The organism is Haliscomenobacter sp. (genome assembly GCF_040403615.1).
Classification (GTDB): domain Bacteria; phylum Bacteroidota; class Bacteroidia; order Chitinophagales; family Saprospiraceae; genus Haliscomenobacter.
In genome coordinates this window covers 42,966-62,244 of the sequence record NZ_JBBAKG010000030.1, presented here as the reverse complement: position 1 = coordinate 62,244, position 19,279 = coordinate 42,966, and the positions used below count along the sequence as shown (strand labels likewise).

Here is a 19,279-nt window from a genome sequence, read left to right as displayed (position 1 = left end):
CTTATTTAAAATAGTTTGCCTCAAAAAACTCCTGATATCCATCTACCGTTTTATCGCGGAGGATGGAGCGGTAGTTGTCCATACTGATCGGCAACAGTTGGTAATCCATACCAGAATCCATGAATTCGCTACGGTTTTTGAGTACGCCATCATAGTATTTCATGGCTGCGGCTTTGTTTTCATAGCGGCGCAGGATGACCAATAATTTGCGGGCTTTCTCGTCATCACCGAGGAAAAGATTGGTAATGGTTAATTTATCCAACTTGTGGAACTTCCGGTTGTAGTCTGATATTTTTGCTTTGGCTGCATCCAGGTTGGAGCTGTTGTCCAGTACCACCAGGATAAAGTGGATGGCCGCATCGTCGGTTCTAAAGCGTTCGGCATCAGCGTCGGTACGCTCATCGTCACCAGGGAGTTGAGCGCCTGTGGCACCCAATAAGCGAAGAATTTCTTTGGACCGCTTTTGTTCGTCTGAAGTGGGGTAGCGCGCAATCACTTCGTTGAGCGAATTGATGTAGGCTTCTTTGCCTTGTAGGTTGCCGGTACACATGGCGGCTAACAAGGCAAAACGGGAAGCCAATTTGTTTTCAGCCCCAAAGCGCACTTTAGAATCTCCAGCCATTTTGAAGGCGTCCTGATAATTGCCTGCTTTAAATGCAGCATATGCCTCATCGTAATACACGTTCACTTTCTTCTCTTCATTCAGAAATTCAGCGGCAAAATTGGGGTCTTTCAACATCCGCGCAAAGGTGGAGGTAGGGTATCCATCTACAATTTTATCGTAGTAAACTTTGGCCTGATTGGTTTGATTCAGCTTGGTGTGTGCCAAATAAAGGTAATACCAGGAGTTGAGCTCAAAATTGTGTCTTCCAAAGCGGGTATTGAGGCTTTCCAGGGTTTTTACCGTTTTGCCAAAATTTTCGAGTTTGTCGTAGTACAAAACACCGAGTTTGTACATCGCATCGATTAATTTCACTTCAGAAGTGCGCCGTTCGGCTTCGTTGCGCGGAATTGGCCCCAAATAGGTAGCTATATCGTTGGCTTCGGGACTATCGGGGGTACTGGGATTGGCTGGGGCTGCTGGTTCAGGGTTGGGGTCATCATTGTTGTTGTTGCCCCGTTTTTGGGAGCGCCGCCAGTTGTCCTCCAGAGGCCGATCCCCCCAATAGCGTTGGAATTCCCGTTTGCCCTGTTTGAGTTCTTTGTCATCGTAAGCCCAAAAGAGGGCAGCTTGAGGTTGACCAGCAGTAGTAAGGCGAACGCCCGGATTTCCGGGGCCGGGAGGGTTGCTGGCCGTTGGAGCTTTAGCGTATTCTAGTTCTTTGAGGCGTTTTTCATCCTGATCCCTTTTCATTTTGGCTGCCTTTTTCCTGAGTTCAGCATCCGACAAAGTACTCAAGCGCAACATGCTGTCTTGGAGTTGGATGATGCTCAAGTTTTTGGCAATGTCAACGAGGTTATCTCTCAGGTTGTTGGCCGTTTTGTAGCGGTCATCTTTTTTGTCCATTACCTGGAGGGTACTGTCTAGGTAGCTCTTGGTCTCGATGAATTTGTCTTCATCAAAATACAATTGTGCCAAAGTGTAATAAGACTCTGTCACTTGAGCGGGGTTGCTGCCCCCACTGCGTACCGAAAGAGTCAGGTATTTGATTGCGGTGGGTTTATCGTTGTTTTTGAGGGCAACATTGGCCAGTGCATAATAAATACGATCGTTGTATTCCTGGTTTTTTTGATCCTTAAGCATGCGTTCCAACTGGGTAGTGGCTGATGCCGCAGACCCTTTTCCACTCAACCAGGAATTTTGGGCCATATTCAAGCGGGCATTGAACTGCATTTCGTAATTGACCGATGAGCTGGCTACTTTTTCAAAACCATTGTATGCATCGTTCCAACGACTCGCTCTTTGGTGCAACTGTGCCAGGATGAAATTGTATCGGGCTCTGGTTTTGGGATTATCTGACAGTGCGATGGCTTCTTCCAGCGGCTTTACCGCCTCTTCATACTGTTTGCTTTTGATGTAAAAATGAGCCAGAAGCGGAGCCAATTCCGCACGTACTTTATCAGGCGTATTTTTATCACTTTCCAATTGGGTCAGGGTACGGAAAGCCAAATCTTCATTGCCGCGCTCAATCAAGGTACGCGCCAACCACAATACACCTTCGTAGTAGGCTGGTTTTTTCTTGAGAAACTCTTCTTCTCGTTTTGCTTCTTCGGCGGCTTTGCGGTCTTTATCTTTTTGAATCTGAGCCGGAGTTTTATTGGTAGAAGTAGTTGTGGTCGTGGTTTTGGTTTTGTTCAGTATTTCCGGCTTAATTGGCAAGGGACGGCCACGTTTGCGGGCACTGGCTACATCGGCATTGTATTTCTTGCGTGCCTGAGCAACTTTTTTGGTCTGTTTCTCTTTTTCTTGTTGCAGCTTTTTCTTCACCTTGGCCTTTTCCTTGGCGGTGAGTACTTCTCCATCTGCGTTAACTGCAGGTGGGCGAGAAGAAGAGCCATTGCTGGAAAGATTGCGTTGCACCGCTTTTTTCATGCGCGCTTTTTCAGGCGAGTACTCAGAGGTAAGCCAACGGAGGGTTTGCTCCGCAGTTTCAAAGTCCTGTTTCAAAAAGTGGGCTTTGCCAGCTAGTAGATAGCAATCGTCTACCCAATCGCTTTTGGGGTGCAATGAAGCGACCTTGGTCACTTTCTTGACCGCTTCATCCAATTGGGGTGCAAGTGACTTGGGGTTGTCGAAGCCCATATAAGGATACACCACCAGAATTTGGGTGTAATTGTCTTTGTACTGCTGATCCATGCCCAGCATGGTCGTAGTCAGAATTTCGTCGGCATTGAAATAACCATTGTAATGCGCAGTCGTGTTGTGGTATGCCTTAGCCAACGGAGACAACTCCTTGCTGGAGCTTTTGACGGCAACACAACTCTCGATCATCAAGGCAAGGGCCAGCACCGGAAGGGTGTAAATAAATCGTTTCAAGGCCGAATATTTTATCAGGTTCATTCTTAACCTTAATCCCAATTGGACAGCGCCAACCTAAACTTGGACGTTGTGATCAAGGAGAATAAGCTAGGAATTAAACCCTTCGCTGAATAAATTCGTTAAAATCAGGTTGAAGCACTGGTTTACCAACTGGTAAACCGTAAATTTGCTGAACATATAACTTTAAAGGAACAAATTTATTTTGGTTTTAAGAAAAAACCAACCCCTAACGCACTCTTGGAACCAGAGTTCAAATCAAAAAACATGGCTTTGAAGTTCAATACCGAACGTTGGCAAAAATGGCGGGAGAATACCACCAAGCATTATCGTTTTGTCATCATGAATGAAGATACGTTTGAAGAAGTAGGTTCCTACAAACTTACTTTGATGAATCTTTATCTCTTCATCAGTACCCTTTTGGTCATGTTGACCTTTTTGGTCTTTTTGTTGATAGCCTATACGCCAATCAAGGAGTACTTGCCGGGTTTTCAACCTTTGGGCAACAACGACCGTCGTTTGCTTGAACTCACCCGGGAAGTAAACCGAATGGGCCAAGAAATGCAGGCACAAGAAGTATACATCAACAACTTGAGGCGGATGCTGACGGGCAACCCCATCCGCGAAAAAGACGTACCGAAAGTAGATATGCCGGATCAATCCAAAAAAGGAGAGACCAAAAAGGTTGGAATATCAGAGATTGATGAAGAATTTCGGCGAGAAGACGAACTGGAGAGGGTAGGGCGCATTGCCAAGCAAGCGCGTTCGGTGGGCTTTGCACCCACTGAAAAAGCAATGGAACAATTGTTTTTTGCAGCTCCAGTAAATGGAGAAATCAGTTCACACTTTGATCGCCAAAAATCACATTATGGTGTGGATGTGCTTGCCCCCCGCAATACCGCGATAAAAGCCGCAATGGATGGTTATGTCTTTTTGTCGGAATGGACGCTCGAAACGGGCAATACCGTTGGAATTCAGCACGACAATGGCATTCTTTCTTTTTACAAACACAATTCATCTTTGTTAAAAAAGGTAGGGAATTTTGTCCGCGCGGGCGAAGCCATCGCCATTGTTGGCAATACAGGGGTTCTTTCAAGTGGCCCTCATTTGCATTTCGAACTTTGGCACAAGGGAAAACCCGTTGATCCTGTAGACTATGTTACTTTTTGACTGTGCTGATCTGCTTGTTTTGATGGGATAAATTTTTTCTTGCAGATTTTTCCTTTTCATTTTTCTCAAAAAAACCGGATATTGCAGCGTTTTTACATGAGCCTCTAGCCAATATTGACCAAATTATTCTGTCTATCAATCCTTTATCCACACAGTTCAAGACAATACAACATTTTCATGGACCAGAATACCCAGCAGCTTAAGGCAGCTTATAATGAGAAGGGTGAATCGATTAGCCCGGTTTTACCAAACGAAACGAAGAATTTCCTCATTGACATTGATGGAACCATCTGTGATGACATCCCTAATGAGGAACCCGAGCGTATGGTGACGGTGTTGCCTTATCCTGATGCGCTCAGCATCCTGAACAAATGGTACGATGAAGGCCATGTGGTGACTTTCTTTACCTCGCGGACCGAAGAACACCGCCAAGTGACGGAAGAATGGCTCAATCGGAATGGGTTCAAATACCATGGCATTTTGTTTGGCAAACCACGTGGTGGCAATTACCATTGGATCGACAACCATATCGTAAAAGCAACCCGTTTCAAAGGGAAATTTACAGATTTAGTGGTTGAAAAACACGAAATCGAAGTGTTCAAGGATTAATTGATCCTCATGCTAAGATAAATGCAGAGCCAGTTTATAGCATACTATAAACTGGCTTCGTTTTTTTGAAAAAAAAAAGCCGACACACATGAATGCAGCCGGCAAATAAAAAATGTATGAAACTTAGATTAGCCATGGAAGAGACCTTTGCTGATCAACTCATCAATCCTTCAATTCACTCTGGCAAGGTCTGTTTAAATAAATCTTTGCAATTTAGGCACAAATTGCAGATCCATAACGAGGAATATTAGTTTAAGTTACAATTATTCGAAGAAAAAATTGTCTGAAATTAAGAATAATTTGGTCTTTAATTTGTTAAAAGCCTTGTTCTAATCGACGTTCATGCCTTTCTTTGACCACTTGAGCAAGGGATTTGTTTTGAATTTTACTTTCCACCCATGATTCTAAATCGAGGAAAATGAACGATCTCTTTTCAAAATCATTTGCTTTCAGTTCTTCTAATTTTTTGCGAAAATCCTGAAATAGTTTTTGAGTATCATCGGGTCTGGCATTGAGCAGCCTCCTAAAAAAGCTGATGCTGGCTTTTTGTAGCTTACTGGGATCTCGCATTTTACTGATAAATCGAGCGGTGTTGTTGATCACATAATCCAGGAAATCTACGTTCTTGAGGTCATAATGCGCCATAATGAACAGCAAGCTGGCATAGGCTTGCATGTCTTCCCTAAGCGCTTTGCCCGGATGGTTCAAAATGAGGTTCAGGTAATCGATGGCAGTGGTCGGTTTCCCTGCTCCCATCCAAAGCCAGGCAATTTTAAAGTAAAAGATTAATAGCTTGTGGGCATCTAGTTTATTGTCGTACCTGCGAATCCGTCTCAAGGTATGTTGTAAGGTTCGCCCGGTGCCTTCCTGAAAACTTCCTTCTAAAAAATGGCGATTGAACCTTCCTTGATGGACAAACAGAAAAGAAAGAATCTGTGAATTGTAGTTGAATTTAGGATAAACTTCTTTGCGAAATTTTTCAAAACGATCCAGGGTTTCGATGAATACAGGATAATTGCGCAAGTAAAAGGCTGTTACCAGTAATTGGTGCATCCCGATCATGTACATGTCCATGTCCATCTCAATCATCTTGGGCTCGGAGGCATACAAGTTGACCCATTTTGCGGCATACTCCTGACACTTGTCGTATTCCTGAAGCAAATAATGATACCAGTAATAAGCGTGGTAGATGTGAATTTTTTGAAAGAAGGTTTTGGCATCCTCTTCCTGTTTTGGCAGCTTGTCTCTGAAGTCTTTTTCCAACGCCAATCGCTCTTCCGTCGTTTTGACGTGGCCATTGTTGATGAAATGGCGTTGCAAGGCCAGCTTGAAGTTGGAAAGCAGCGCAATGGATAAGTTTGTATCACTGTGTTCTTCCGATTCCCGTTGCAGCTCATCCATGCGTTGGGTGGTACTGCGGGTAATGTGGCGGGACTCGATCCGTTTTTCAAACTCTACGATCTCGAGCTGCAAGATGTCGTGGTTGAGTTTGTTGGCCAGCGTTTTGGCTTTTGCCAGCAATTTCAAAGATTGCAGGTAAAGCCCTTTCCCATACAGTATGACTGCATAGTCAATCCATTCCCTGATTTGTATTTCTTCACTCTTGTGAATCTCCATTAACCGCAAGCAGGTCAGGATGTGCTGGTAAAGGTGACGTTTTAAATTTGACAGCTGGCTTTTATTAGAATCCTTCAGTTTTCGAATGATGAGTTCCTCGTCAAAGTCTTTTTGTTTTTCCAAAAAATCAAAGAGCTGAAGAAACTTGGCATCACTTTCTCCCTGTATCCGTTTGGCATACAGCCGAAAATTGCGCTTTTCAGCCTTGGTTAAGGACTGAATCATTTCAAAAAGCTGATCTCCATGAGAGATGGGCATAACATTGGGTTTTTAACGGCTTAAGGTTGAAAAAAACTGAAGATTGTCTTGCAAACAACTGAATGTCATTTCATTAGGGTGTTTGTGCTCGAAATTTATGTTGATGGGTTATGACTTGATAATAATTCCTGCAAAGGTTGGTGATCACAATTGGCAACAAATCTGCCTACCCAAACATGAAATTACGATTTAATTTTGAATTGTTCAAACAGCAATAAGAAACAGCATAGGAGCAGATTAGAACAACAATTGTTTACTATGCCAATCATAGCCGCGCAGTTGGTTGTCATGGGCGGGAACTAAGAGAACAAAGAGACCACGTCTACCCATGCCCTAACCATAGTTGTTGCTGCCTTTTTTGGGCGGCATTACTCGGTCTATTTGGTTTTCTTATTTGGATAGCAAATCTGGCAGAGTTGAAAAAGGACTGATAGTTTCCGCAAGCCCGGGAGATGTTTCTCACCGGGTTTTTGCTTTTTATGCCTATTTGAAAACAAAAGTAGTTTTTTTTCGTCAGAGGAAAAAATCTAGAAAAAGAGTGCGGGACGAAGGATAAGATCAAGTATTGAGGACTTGCTTATCCTTCATCTCTCCTTATTTATACTCACTCAGCAAACGCTTTCTGCAAAATATCTTCCTGCTGCTGATCGTGGATTTTCTTGAAACCAACTGCGGTAGAGGCACTGGCCCGGCGAGAAATGCGCTGCAAATTCCGATCAATCTCCCAATTGAGTTTCATGTATTGCCATGCCCCCATATTGGCGGATTCTTCTTGCACCCAGAAAAGCTCTGCTTTTTTGTAGCGATTTAGAATGACTTCCAATTGCGTTTCGGGCATTGGGTGCAATTGTTCGAGGCGTACGATGGCTACATCGCTGCGGTTGAGGTCTTTCTTGCGCTGCGCCAAATCATAATAAATTTTACCGGAACAGAACAACACCCGCTTGATGCCTTTGGCTTCTTTGTCTGTCACATTTACATCGTCAATTACTTCATGGAAATTTGTTCCCGCCTCAAAAGCTTCAAGAGGGGACACACATTCCGGGTGACGAAGTAATGATTTTGGAGACATCACCACCAGTGGCTTGCGGAATTCCCAGGCCAGTTGGCGGCGCATCAAATGGAAGAAGTTGGCCGGAGCCGTTATATTGGCCACAATCATGTTGAGGTCGGCACAGTTTTGCAGGAATCGCTCCAGGCGTGCACTGGAGTGTTCTGGGCCTTGGCCTTCATAACCGTGTGGCAGCAGCAGGGTCAAACCAGACATGCGGTTCCACTTGCTTTCAGCCGCAGAAATAAACTGGTCAACAATGGTTTGAGCGCCATTGAAGAAATCCCCAAATTGTGCTTCCCAAATGATCAGGTTGTGGGGATGTGCCAGCGAATAACCATATTCGAAGCCCATTACCGCAAACTCAGACAGCAAAGAGTTGAAAATATGAAACTTGCCCTGGGTAGCTTCAATGTTGTCCAAACGGTTGAGTACTTCGTTGGTTTTGGCATCATGTAAAACTGCGTGCCGGTGCGAGAAGGTACCCCGTTGTACATCCTGGCCGCTCATCCTAACGTCTTTGCCCTCCAACAAAATTGAACCATAGGCCATCAATTCAGCGGTGGCCCAATCTATCATCCCTTTAGCCAACAGTTTTTTGTTGTTTTCCAACAAGCGACTCACTTTTGGAATCGGTTTGAAATGACTTGGAATGGTATTGAGGTGGGCAAGAATTTTTTCAACTGTAGCTTTTTCTAGTCCTGTTACAGGAGACTTTTTAAAATCTTCCACCGTGGCGTGGCGCAATTTTTCCCACTCTTCTTCTGGTTCTTGTGACTTATAAGGCAGTGGGTGTTGTTTTACTTCTTCAAGACGCGCCTGAAGATCTGCCCAATAGGTTTTTTCCAAATCATCGGCAAGTTGCTTGGGCAATTCGCCCATTTCCAGCAATTCTTTGATGTAGATTTCTCTTGGATTGGGGTGAACGTTGATGGCTACGTACAAATCTGGCTGAGTAAACATTGGGTCATCTCCTTCGTTGTGGCCGTGTTTACGGTAGCACACCATATCGATGAAAACATCAGTATTGAACTCCTGGCGGAACTCCATGGCCATTTCAACGGCATAAAGGATAGCTTCTGGGTCATCACCATTCACGTGAAATACTGGTGCGGAAACCACACTAGCCACACCAGTGCAATAAGTAGAAGAACGCGCATCTTCAAAATCAGTGGTAAAACCAATCTGGTTGTTGATCACAAAATGGAAAGTACCGCCAGTATTGTAGCCTTTGAGCTTGCTCATCTGAATCACCTCAAATACAATGCCTTGCCCGGCTACCGCAGCGTCACCATGAATGAGAATGGGCAAAATGCGATCGTAATCACCTTTATATAGGCGATCCGCTTTGGCGCGAGCATAGCCTTCTACAACTGGATCTACAGCCTCAAGGTGAGAAGGGTTGGGGGTCAATTCAAGCTGAACCTCCTTACCAGTAGGCGTAACTACTTGGGAAGAGTATCCAAGGTGGTATTTTACGTCACCATCCCCAAAACTTTGATCGGGAATGGCTGTTCCTTCAAATTCAGTGAAAATCTGCTCGTAGGTTTTCTTCATGATGTTGGCCAACACGTTCAAACGACCGCGGTGAGCCATCCCAATGATGACTTCTTCTACGCCCATTTCTGCACCTTTATTGATGGCCGCATCCAGGGCAACGATGGTGCTTTCGCCGCCTTCTAATGAAAAGCGTTTCTGGCCGATGTATTTGGTGTGCAAAAATTTCTCAAACCCGACCGCTTCATTCAGTTTTTCCAGAATGCGGCGTTTTTTATCAATCGGGATGTTGTAATCCTTCTCTGGACGACTTTGCTCAACCCGGGTACGCAACCAACGGCGCTTTTCGCGCTGTTGAACGTGCTGAAACTCAAAACCGATGTTGCCTCCGTAAATTCGCTTGAGGTGGACTATAATGTCGCGGAGGGTTGCAGGTTGATCCATGCCACATTCGGTCGCAGCATTAAACACGGTGTCCAAATCGGCCTCAGAGAGGTAAAAATCTTCGATTTCCAATTTTGGATTTCGATCGATGCGCGGGCGAATTGGATTGGTGGTAGAAATCAAGTGACCTCGTCCACGATAGGCGTTGATCAAGGCAAGTACTTGAAACTCTTTTTTGTTAAAAGTACTTGGACTGGCAACCCCGTTACTTTTTTCATGACCATTGGTTGAATGGGCATAATCAAAACCTTTGAAAAAAGACGACCAGGTTTCGTCGATTTGTTCGGGATTATTCAGGTATTGCTCGTACAGCGAATCTATGTACGCCGGGTGAGCATTGGCAATGAAGGAGAAATCGCTCATTGTTTTGTTCAGTTTTTATGTCTATGTAGTCGGGCAAAAAAAGTATTTCATTTTTTATCGCCCCTGTGCGCGCAAAAGTACAAAAAGAACAACGAATTAAATGATTAGATATTCGAGTGAAAAGATAATTTGATTTGCAAAAGGTTTTTTAAATTTACTTTTGCAAGTTCCAAATGAATAATTATCTTTGCGCTCCAATTGTTCAGAAGTGATTTTTAATATTGAGAAAAGTTTTTGTATGGCAAACCATAAATCGTCTGAGAAGCGTATCCGTCAAGAGTCCAAGCGTCGTCTTTTGAATCGCTATTATAAGAAGACTACTCGTACTTCAATCAAGAAGTTGCGTAGTTTGAAAGACAAAACGGAGGCAGTAGGTTTCTTACCAAAAGTGATCGCGATGATCGACAAACTGGCTAAGAAAAATACCTGGCATAAGAACAAAGCAGCTAACTTGAAGAGCAGCTTGATGAAGCATGTTGCTCAATTGGGTTAATCGATGACATACCCCCGGCCTAGGTCGGGGGATTTATGCTGTGGGGAAATCGAGAAAAAGCAAATCTACCAAGCTGTCACGCGCTTATTCCGCCACACCTGGCCATCAGGCCTCTTCAATGCGCGACCTATACTATGCAGATAGGTTTGAAGCATACTTCTCCATACAATTTATTTTGTCCTGTACTTTGATCTCCGCAATGCGCTGGTTGTGCAATTTGGCGCCATCCGGGTAAATAGATTTTGGCAGAAGAGTTGAAGCAAGAAATTTCGCAGATTTTGTTGGAGGGAGTACGGAAATAAAAATCGACTTATTTTCGTGCAAAATTTATGCAATGCCAACCGAAAAGCTTCCTGTTCTCCGTTTGCACAACCAAAAAATCACGAATCCCGATTTTGTTACTCCTCAAGAGCTTGTGGCTCACATGGGCGCCATCCAGGCACAAGACTACCCTATGTCCAAATGGGCAGTTGGCTTGCGGGTGCCCGGCACTACAGATGCCGACATTGAAGCTGCACTGGATTCCGGAGAACTTGTGCGCACCCACGTTTTGCGAACAACCTGGCACCTGGTAGCTGGTCAGGATCTGCGCTGGATGCTCGCACTGACCAGCAAGCAAATCAAAGCAGCTTCTGCTTCCCGGGATCGCGAACTGGGCATCGACTCAGCACTTTATTCCCACACCAACGACTTGATTGCCAAAGCCCTGGAAGGAGGCAAAAACCTGACCCGTGAAGAAGTCATGCTGGAATTGGAAAGGGGAGGGGTGAAAACTGATTCAAGTCGCGCCGTACATTTCATGATGAATGCCGAAGTAGACGCCATCGTGTGCAACGGCGTGATGAAGGGCAAAAAATTGACCTATGCTTTAATTGATGAGAAAATCCCTCCAGGCTTGGTTTTGAGTAAAGATGAAGCATTGGCCACCTTGGCCAAACGATATTTCAGCAGTCATGCTCCAGCCACTTTACCCGATTTTCAGTGGTGGTCGGGCTTGTCGATGCCCGATGCGCGGGCAGGACTGGAAAGCATCAAAAATGAGTTGCAGTCATTTGTCGTCGACGGAAAAACTTATTTTTTTGAAGAGAAAAACCTGGCTGCGCTGAACCCCGATCCCAGTGTTTTTTTTCTCCCTGCCTTTGATGAATACACCGTAAGCTACAAAGACCGCAGCACAGTTTTTGAATCCAAGTGGCACAAAGAAGCCATCACCAGCAACGGAATTTTTAAACCGATCATTGTGGTGGACGGCCTGGTAGTTGGCACTTGGAAACGGACGGTGCAAAAGAATAAGGTCGTGATTGAGCCGACTTTTTTTGACCCAAAAGACAAATTGGCAATAGAGGTAATGGAAAAAGCGACAGCAGCGTTTGGCACGTTTTTGGGGTTGGGCGTTGAGATAAGGAGCTGAAAGACTCTGTATTTTGCTGACTGAGAATGGTTTTTTGAAAAGATTGATTCTCAATTTGGTGGATTAATACGTTTTTGGTCCAGCCATAGCGCTTGGTTTGATGGATGTAAAATAGCCGCTCGTTAGGGTCTTTGCATTTTTCAATGATCAGGTAATTGTGCGTCCATCCAATTTCTGCCACCGCCAGTGGCAGAAATTCAAAATAAGCTAAATAGAAGATTCGCATGCGCCATAAATTCCGCGATGATAAACCTTCCATCTTAGGAAAAGTCTTCTGCAAATCTTTCGCCAACATTTCCACAACTGAATTGCCCCAGCCGTTTTCCTCTTGGCGTTCGAGAATCATTTTCCCCAAATCCCAAAAAAAAATTTTAAAAAATAGCCATGAATTCAAACTTAAATAACGAGTACAAAAAAATTATAGGCTTAATGACTGAAAAGGCACATCCAAAATGCCATTTGATCTCGTAGATATTGATGATTGCAATCAAGTTACCTGGAATAGGAATGATTTCCTAAACTCCCGGTTCACCTTAAGTTCTGTTGAGGTATCCCTAGATTTGTTTCATGTTGTACCAAACAAAATAAAATAACAATGAAGTACATCATTCTACTCTTTTTATCCATCCCAATATTTGTGACAGCTCAGAAAGGCAGCATCCAGGGATTCATTTTTGACGAGAGCAATCGAAATCCATTGATAGGGGTATCCGTCAGTTTGGGCGATAACGTGCGCGGAGCAGTAAGTGACGACGCTGGAAACTTTGCCCTTGGCAATCTCAGTGCGGGCAGCCATCAGCTGACTTTTAGCTATTTGGGATACCAAAGCCATCAGGAAACGGTTGAAGTTAGCGATAAAGGCACTGTTCGAGTTCAGATTTCGCTCAAATCTGGAGAATTCACGCTTAAAGAAGCGGTCATCAAAGGGCAAAGTGCCCATCAGCAACAAACCATCAATCAGATTGATATTCGCCTGCGTCCCATTATCAACTCTCAGGAAATCCTGCGCATGGTACCTGGCCTTTTCATGGGGCAACACGCTGGAGGAGGTAAAGCTGAACAAATCTTTCTGCGTGGGTTTGACATCGACCACGGTACCGATATCCGACTCACCGTTGATGGGTTGCCCGTCAATATGGTTTCGCATGCGCATGGCCAAGGTTATGCAGATTTGCATTTTGTAATCCCTGAACTGGTTGAAAAGGTCAATTTTGAAAAAGGCCCCTACTATGCCGATAAAGGAAACTTCAGCACCGCAGGCTGGGTAGATTTTCGTACCAAAGAAGTATTGGATCGCAGTTTTACCAAATTTGAAATTGGTCAATACGGTACTGCTCGTGGCGTAGCAGCCATAAATTTATTGGGAGAAACTGCCCGGCAAAAAGGCCAATCCGCCTATCTGGCCAGTGAATACAGCTATACCGAAAGTTATTTTGATGCGCCCCAGCATTTCAATCGTGTCAACGTACAAGGGCGGTACAATGGAGTCCTCAGCCCGAGTACCCGCATGAGCCTCACAGGTTCTCATTTCTGGTCAAAATGGAACCATTCCGGCCAAATTCCTGACCGGGCAGTAGAATCCGGTCTTATTTCTTTTTATGGCTCCGTTGACCCAAGTGAAGGCGGTGAAACCAGCCGCAGCAATGCCAACCTCCAATTGGTGACCCAAATGGGCAAAGGTGCTTCCTGGAAAAACCAGTTTTTCTACAGCCATTATCAGTTTGAACTCTATTCCAACTTTACATTTTTCCTCGAAGACCCCGTGAACGGGGATCAAATTCGGCAAAAAGAAGACCGCAGCATCCTGGGCTACAATGGAAGTCTCAACTTCCCCTCCCGCTTTGGCAGCACGACCATCGGGGTTCAATATCGGCAGGACATGGTGAATGACGTAGAACTTTCCAATACACGCAATCGCACCATTACGGAGCAGAATATTCAATTGGGGGATGTACAGGAAGGAAACTTGGGCCTTTACCTGGATGATAACCTCCAGTTGGGGCGCAAAGCAACCCTCAATCTTGGCTTGCGCTACGATTTTTTCCAGAACCGCTATACCGATCACTTGCAAGACGATACCCGTGCTTCGGCCAGCTCCGGTATTTTTTCGCCCAAAATCAATTTGAATTATAATGCGAGCGAAAAAATTCGCTTGTACCTCAACACTGGACGTAGTTTTCACTCCAACGACACGCGGGTAGTTGTACCTCAAAACGGCCGAAAAATCCTTCCTGCTGCTTATGGTACGGATTTGGGCGTGGTGTGGAAACCGATTCCCAACCTCTTCGTAAACACGGGGTTGTGGTACCTCTGGTTGGAACAAGAATTTGTGTATGTGGGAGATGCAGGGGTAATCGAGCCCAGTGGCCGCACCCGCCGTTGGGGTTACGATCTGTCTGCGCGCTACCAACTCAGTCGCCGCCTGTTTGTGGATGTGGATGCCAATTGGGCTCAACCCCGGGCAATTGGCGAGGCAAAAGGTGAAAATTACCTGCCATTGGCGCCTTTGTTTACTTCGGTTGGAGGGCTTTCCCTCGTGGGGGATAAAGGATTCAGTGGTTCATTGCGCTACCGCTACATGGCCAATCGCCCTGCCAATGAAGACAATTCGATTGCGGCCAAAGGGTATTTTGTACCCGATGTGCAGTTGAATTACGCCTATAAAAAGAAGTGGGAATTGGGACTTAACTTGCAAAACGTCATCAATACCCAATGGAAAGAAACGCAGTTTGCTACCGAAAGCCGTTTGTTTAATGAGACGGAACCGGTGGAAGAAATTCACTTTACTCCAGGGACACCATTTTTTGCACGTTTGTCTTTTACTTTGTTTTTTTAGGACTTGTTTTTGCCCACTACTAATGAGTATCGCATTGTGCCTTTATTTGAAGATACTGAAAGGCTCATGGCACATTTTTTTAATAAAAACGGAACACCTCAACTAAAGCTCCCTTACCTGCAAATTCTTATCCCTCTCAAGCATCTTCCATACACAATCCGTATCTTTGAACCAAATTCTAGGCAGATGGAAAAAATGATTCTGAATTTTAATGATTGCACCTTAATGGATTTAGACAAACGATTTGGATTGCGTTGGAGTCGTCCATTGCCGCAACTCAATGAATGGATGGACAAGGCGGCAACCATGGAATTATCTGAGTATGAAATTGCCACTTGCCAGAATCTCAGAAATTTGCTAGACCTCAATGTTTTTTACTGGCGTGAACAAGACTTGAGCCTGCATTTTATCGGCCCTATCTTCAGTTTGATCAACTTTACCGAACCCTATAGGTACAATCTTTTTGCTCAGCGCTTCATTCAGGCGACTATTGGTACAATAAATGGAGAACTGATTGATTTGATGGGTAAACCAGATGAAATTTTAGCCTCGGGCTACGGTGAGCCAGAAATGCCTTTTTTTGCTTTCAATGAATTCAAAAAAGAGGTACAATTTAAGGGTGATCCTGCCGGCCAGGTTCTTTCGGCGATGTTGGTAGGTCAACACCTCAACGATCATGACGCACCGATTTATGGGTGTTATGTACTGGGGCGCGATTGGTATTTTGTGGTGTTGACTGGTAAAATGTACCACATCAGCAAAGGCTTTGATGGCACCACCGATAATGTGTATGATATTTGCCGCATTCTAAAAGCCCTGAAAGAAATCGTTAAAGAGCGGACTGCTTTACTCGTTTGACTTGCATCTCAAAAAACGCCACCTGTCCCTGAATGTGAAGATGCATCGATTGCTCAGCCACCGATTGTTCAATTATTGGCAGGATTCAATTCTTCAAATTATTTTTAACTTGTTTGGAGATGCTGTCCTCGTTTCTACAACATACGCATTGATCAGTTGGGTCAGAACTCGGCTCTTAGAGATACCCGATCACCGGGCATAGGCGTAATTTCTAAAGCTCCTGGGTTTCGGCAATGATCCTTAAGCCTTCCAAGGTCAACATGGGATCAATCTGGTGGAAATCTTCCTGGAGTGGCGTCAACACAGCCGATAAGCCTCCAGTAGCTATTGCGATGTATTGAGGTCCAACTTCCCGCCGAATTTCGGCCAACATGTGCCTGACCAAGCCGACGTACCCAATCAAAATTCCACTTTGAATGGCATGTTCAGTATTTTTTCCGATTGGCGTGGTCGGAAGCGTAAGGGGCACTTCAGGCAATTGTGCGGTTTTATGAAACAAGGAAGCAATTGCTGTTTTCAATCCAGGTGCAATGGCAACCCCTAAGATGTGTCCGTCGGCACTGACTGTGGTAAAAGTTAGGGCGGTGCCAAAATCAACCACGATGCAATCTTGCTGAAAAAGATAATGGGCCGCTACTGCATTGGCCAACAAATCGGTGCCAATTTCATTGGGTCGATCAATTTTTAACTTCAATTTGGGATAAATGGGTGGCGCCACCTTTAGTGCTGGTTTTCCAAATAGATGCTCGGAAATGTGCAGGAAAGGAGCAGTCAACTGCGGTACGACACTACTGATGATCACTTGTGGGGCCGGGCCAGGAATGATCCCTGCTTCCAGCAAAATATCGGTCAAGCGCTTTTCATAATACATTGGGGAGTCGGGTTCGGTTAAGGTAGGCAAGCGCCAAACCTGACTCCATACCAAACCATCATGCAGCGCCAATACTACATTACTGTTGCCTATATCGATTGCAAGAACCATGCTTTGTTAACTTTTCTAAACGTCCGCTAAATTTTTAATAAATCCCTGGTAACCAGCCTGGGTCAATCGGCTTTGCATGATGGTGGCTTCGTTGATGTTGGCATAAGCACCTACGACTACCTTATAGATTTGGCGGCCATTTTGAGTGGAAACCACAACGTTTACCGTTTGCCCAAATTGTTGCTTGAGCTTTGCTACCATGGAAAGTACATTGTCATAATTGCTGAATACGCCCACCTGGATGCCCCATCCTGTACGCGGAATTTGGTTGGCGTTGACCTCGAAGACATTGCTTTTGCCGCCTGTGTTGACGGGCTGTGGATTTGGTTGCGGGTTGGGTTGCGGCGTAGGATTGGGCATAACGGTTGGCGAAGACATTCCTCTCCTACGCAAAGCTTCAGAAACGGCGCGTTCGGCATTGATCATTCCGTATCCATATTTCCGGGAGTGGCCATTGATGTATTCGGCAGGGTTACCAATTTTGTCTGCGGTTTGAACCAAAATTTGTTTGACCTCTCTGGCGGTCAGGTCTGGATTGGCGGAGAGCATTAGCGCACAAACGCCAGCCACCAGGGGTGTAGCCGCCGAAGTACCTCCAAAATGCTTGTATTGATTTCCTCGGTTTAAGCCATCGATCCAATACCGCTGTTCTCCTTGCTCATTAGGATCTCCCTGATCCCACCAGGCCCTTGCTGCAATGATGGGCCAATCGCCATTGGAAGGCGCACATACGGTCACTTCCATACCCATGTTGGAGTAATCGGCATGAACGCCCTGGCTTGTACATGCTGCAACGGCGATCACATCGGGGTGCTGGGCATAAAAATTGATGTAGTTTAAAGAATCATTACCCGCTGCGTACAAAATTACACAACCTCGGCCATTGCGGCCACGACGGGCGGCATTGGCAATGATCTGTTGTTTCTCAGCATTCAGTTGATAATTGGAATCGGTAGATCCCCAACTGCAACTGATGATGTCTGCTCCATTGTTGATGCAATAATTGAAAATGGATTCGGTGGCACGCACACTAAACGAAGTACCGCTAATGGGCATGAAACGGGCATTGGGCGCAGAACCAACCATGCCAACGCCATTGGAGGCACCCAGTGCCACGCTTGCACAAGGGGTGCCATGGGTGTACCGGGCGTCGCCCTGCAACACCTGGGGGGTATTGTTCCAAAAATCAAACGGATTGACTACTTTTCCTTTTAGATCGGGATGCGTCAGGTCGAAACCGTTGTCTACGATGGCAATCTTGATATTGGGCGACCCAAGGTTGCCGAGCAAACGCCAGGCAGCCACTACTTTCGCATCAATACCACGGCGCAACTGAACGTTGGCATCTGGGACAAATCCATTGTTTTGCAAATGCCACATGCTGGGCATTAGCGTATCGACAGGTAAAAAATATTGATCAAGGATGGTGTCTATATCTGGTTCAGCCATTTTTACCAAACAGCTTTTTTGCAAAAGGGCTGCTGTTTTGATGGGGTTAGGAGAATTGGGAGTCACCCTGGCTACCAAAGTATTTAGCCCCCTACGCTCCACTAAGTCTAAATTGTATTCATTTAATGCCAACATTTGCTCTTCATCACTTACGCCTTCGTGGTAGGTAATGAAAATCTCGCCAGTGGCAATCAGCGGTCTATTGCTGTTTTCGGGGTAATAAACATGGGTGCCCACTTCGACATCATCCTTTTCGCGAACTTCATCCAGTTTGGAATTGATGTCTGAGTCGTCTAAACTGAGTTCTACAACCTTGAAGCCACCCAAGCTTTGGTGCACCTCCTTGTTGATGTAGTCTGGAGCCTCCAATCCACGGGATTGGGCCATTTTTAGACCGACCAGCGCTTTACTCTTGCGAAGTTTAATTTCTCCTTTATCGCTGTGAATGCTAATTTGATCCATGCCTTTTTTAGTTAATAATTAGCCCTAAGTTGCCTTATGGGGAATTAGAGGGGGTTAGATAGCTGAAATGTACAAAATATTCTTGATTTGGAAAAAAACGGAAAAAGGGGCTAACCTTTAAGGCGCCCCTTCTTCCATCAAATCAATCCTGAAATAGGATGACTTATGCTCGCTCCCGATAATTTTCTTCGTAGAGCTTCTGTAATTTTTTGCGTGCGAAGAAAATCCGACTTTTGATTGTCCCAAGCGGCGAACCAAGCTCTTCGGCAATTTCTTCGTACTTAAACCCATCGTAAGCCATCAGAAATGGCTCGCGAAAATCGGAAGGCAAAGTATCCACCAAACGCATCAGTTCGCCAAAAGCGACATCGTGCTCCCCATCATTTGACACCTTCTCCTCACCTGAATTGATGTAAAAATTATTGGGTGTTTGGTCTACAATCATGTTGCGCCGTACTTTTTTGCGGTAATTGTTGATGAAAATGTTCCGCATAATGGTAACCGCCCAAGCTTTGAAGTTGGTACCTTGATTGTATTTGTCAGCGTTGGTGATGATTCTAACCGCTGTATCCTGGTAAAGATCATCAGCATCGTTGTAGTTACCGGTCAGTTTGAGGGAAAAGGCGCGCAATGAATTGCTCACCTTGTCAAGTTGCTCGTAGATCGGAGTTTGAATCGCGTAAAGCATAGTCCGGTGATTTATTTGGGTAACGGTATTTGTAATAATTTTTTACAAAAATATAAAACACTTCCTTTTAATGCAATTATTTTTTCCTATTTAGATTCATTTTTAATAAAAAAG

Annotated in this window: 12 protein-coding genes and 1 pseudogene; 6 read left to right on the top strand and 7 right to left on the bottom strand. The window is 44.9% G+C overall.

The window, feature by feature from the left end; genetic code table 11:
- Position 1: 1 nt before the first annotated feature.
- Positions 2 to 2,977, bottom strand: coding sequence for a type IX secretion system periplasmic lipoprotein PorW/SprE (porW, locus tag ABW391_RS11720; RefSeq protein WP_353482054.1), 2,976 nt, complete (start codon positions 2,975 to 2,977; stop codon positions 2 to 4).
- A gap of 267 nt (positions 2,978 to 3,244) precedes the next feature.
- On the opposite strand from porW, the gene ABW391_RS11715 reads away from it, so the two are divergent.
- Positions 3,245 to 4,147: a M23 family metallopeptidase gene (locus tag ABW391_RS11715; RefSeq protein ID WP_353482053.1), complete on the top strand. Its 903-nt coding sequence runs from the start codon at positions 3,245 to 3,247 to the stop codon at positions 4,145 to 4,147.
- Between the two features lie 177 nt (positions 4,148 to 4,324).
- Positions 4,325 to 4,756, top strand: coding sequence for an LNS2 domain-containing protein (locus ABW391_RS11710; RefSeq protein ID WP_353482052.1), 432 nt, complete (start codon positions 4,325 to 4,327; stop codon positions 4,754 to 4,756).
- Between the two features lie 315 nt (positions 4,757 to 5,071).
- Here ABW391_RS11710 and ABW391_RS11705 read toward each other — a convergent pair whose 3' ends face one another.
- Both ABW391_RS11705 and ABW391_RS11700 read right to left on the bottom strand, forming a co-directional pair.
- Positions 5,072 to 6,631 carry a hypothetical protein gene (locus ABW391_RS11705; RefSeq protein ID WP_353482051.1) on the bottom strand — a complete coding sequence of 520 codons (1,560 nt, stop codon included), beginning with the start codon at positions 6,629 to 6,631 and terminating at the stop codon, positions 5,072 to 5,074.
- A gap of 604 nt (positions 6,632 to 7,235) precedes the next feature.
- Complete coding sequence (locus tag ABW391_RS11700; protein WP_353482050.1) at positions 7,236 to 9,986, bottom strand: 2-oxoglutarate dehydrogenase E1 component; 2,751 nt, start codon at positions 9,984 to 9,986, stop codon at positions 7,236 to 7,238.
- A 238-nt stretch (positions 9,987 to 10,224) separates the two neighbouring features.
- On the opposite strand from ABW391_RS11700, the gene rpsT reads away from it, so the two are divergent.
- Entirely contained in the window at positions 10,225 to 10,479 is a 255-nt protein-coding gene (gene rpsT, locus ABW391_RS11695) for a 30S ribosomal protein S20 (RefSeq protein WP_353482049.1), read from the top strand.
- Positions 10,480 to 10,813: 334 nt separating this feature from the next.
- A complete protein-coding gene (locus ABW391_RS11690; RefSeq protein WP_353482048.1) occupies positions 10,814 to 11,890 on the top strand; it encodes a winged helix DNA-binding domain-containing protein in 1,077 nt (358 codons plus the stop codon).
- 43 nt (positions 11,891 to 11,933) lie between these two features.
- Here the strand turns inward: ABW391_RS11690 and ABW391_RS11685 are convergent.
- Positions 11,934 to 12,245: pseudogene (locus ABW391_RS11685) on the bottom strand (DUF1016 N-terminal domain-containing protein); the annotation flags it as partial.
- 240 nt (positions 12,246 to 12,485) lie between these two features.
- Here ABW391_RS11685 and ABW391_RS11680 point away from each other — a divergent pair.
- Together ABW391_RS11680 and ABW391_RS11675 are read left to right on the top strand one after the other, a co-directional pair.
- The gene (locus ABW391_RS11680; protein ID WP_353482047.1) at positions 12,486 to 14,726 is read left to right on the top strand and encodes a TonB-dependent receptor; all 2,241 of its coding nucleotides are present in this window, start codon (positions 12,486 to 12,488) and stop codon (positions 14,724 to 14,726) included.
- 186 nt (positions 14,727 to 14,912) lie between these two features.
- Entirely contained in the window at positions 14,913 to 15,584 is a 672-nt protein-coding gene (locus ABW391_RS11675; protein ID WP_353482046.1) for a hypothetical protein, read from the top strand.
- A gap of 211 nt (positions 15,585 to 15,795) precedes the next feature.
- Here the strand turns inward: ABW391_RS11675 and ABW391_RS11670 are convergent, their stop codons facing one another.
- From ABW391_RS11670 to ABW391_RS11660, 3 genes are all read right to left on the bottom strand, one after another.
- Positions 15,796 to 16,566, bottom strand: coding sequence for a type III pantothenate kinase (locus ABW391_RS11670; RefSeq protein ID WP_353482045.1), 771 nt, complete (start codon positions 16,564 to 16,566; stop codon positions 15,796 to 15,798).
- A gap of 15 nt (positions 16,567 to 16,581) precedes the next feature.
- Positions 16,582 to 18,477 (bottom strand): S8 family serine peptidase, encoded by a 1,896-nt coding sequence (locus tag ABW391_RS11665; protein WP_353482044.1) that lies wholly within the window; start codon positions 18,475 to 18,477, stop codon positions 16,582 to 16,584.
- 163 nt (positions 18,478 to 18,640) lie between these two features.
- The gene (locus tag ABW391_RS11660) at positions 18,641 to 19,165 is read right to left on the bottom strand and encodes an RNA polymerase sigma factor (protein WP_353482043.1); all 525 of its coding nucleotides are present in this window, start codon (positions 19,163 to 19,165) and stop codon (positions 18,641 to 18,643) included.
- Between the last annotated feature and the right edge of the window lie 114 nt (positions 19,166 to 19,279).

Coding starts and splice junctions, on each gene's coding strand:
- ABW391_RS11675 (WP_353482046.1), top strand. CDS start 14,913: ATGGAAAAAATGATTCTGAATTTTAATGATTGCACCTTAATGGATTTA.
- ABW391_RS11705 (WP_353482051.1), bottom strand. CDS start 6,631: ATGCCCATCTCTCATGGAGATCAGCTTTTTGAAATGATTCAGTCCTTA.
- ABW391_RS11660 (WP_353482043.1), bottom strand. CDS start 19,165: ATGCTTTACGCGATTCAAACTCCGATCTACGAGCAACTTGACAAGGTG.
- rpsT (WP_353482049.1), top strand. CDS start 10,225: ATGGCAAACCATAAATCGTCTGAGAAGCGTATCCGTCAAGAGTCCAAG.
- ABW391_RS11670 (WP_353482045.1), bottom strand. CDS start 16,566: ATGGTTCTTGCAATCGATATAGGCAACAGTAATGTAGTATTGGCGCTG.
- ABW391_RS11715 (WP_353482053.1), top strand. CDS start 3,245: ATGGCTTTGAAGTTCAATACCGAACGTTGGCAAAAATGGCGGGAGAAT.
- ABW391_RS11700 (WP_353482050.1), bottom strand. CDS start 9,986: ATGAGCGATTTCTCCTTCATTGCCAATGCTCACCCGGCGTACATAGAT.
- ABW391_RS11690 (WP_353482048.1), top strand. CDS start 10,814: ATGCCAACCGAAAAGCTTCCTGTTCTCCGTTTGCACAACCAAAAAATC.
- ABW391_RS11710 (WP_353482052.1), top strand. CDS start 4,325: ATGGACCAGAATACCCAGCAGCTTAAGGCAGCTTATAATGAGAAGGGT.
- ABW391_RS11665 (WP_353482044.1), bottom strand. CDS start 18,477: ATGGATCAAATTAGCATTCACAGCGATAAAGGAGAAATTAAACTTCGC.
- ABW391_RS11680 (WP_353482047.1), top strand. CDS start 12,486: ATGAAGTACATCATTCTACTCTTTTTATCCATCCCAATATTTGTGACA.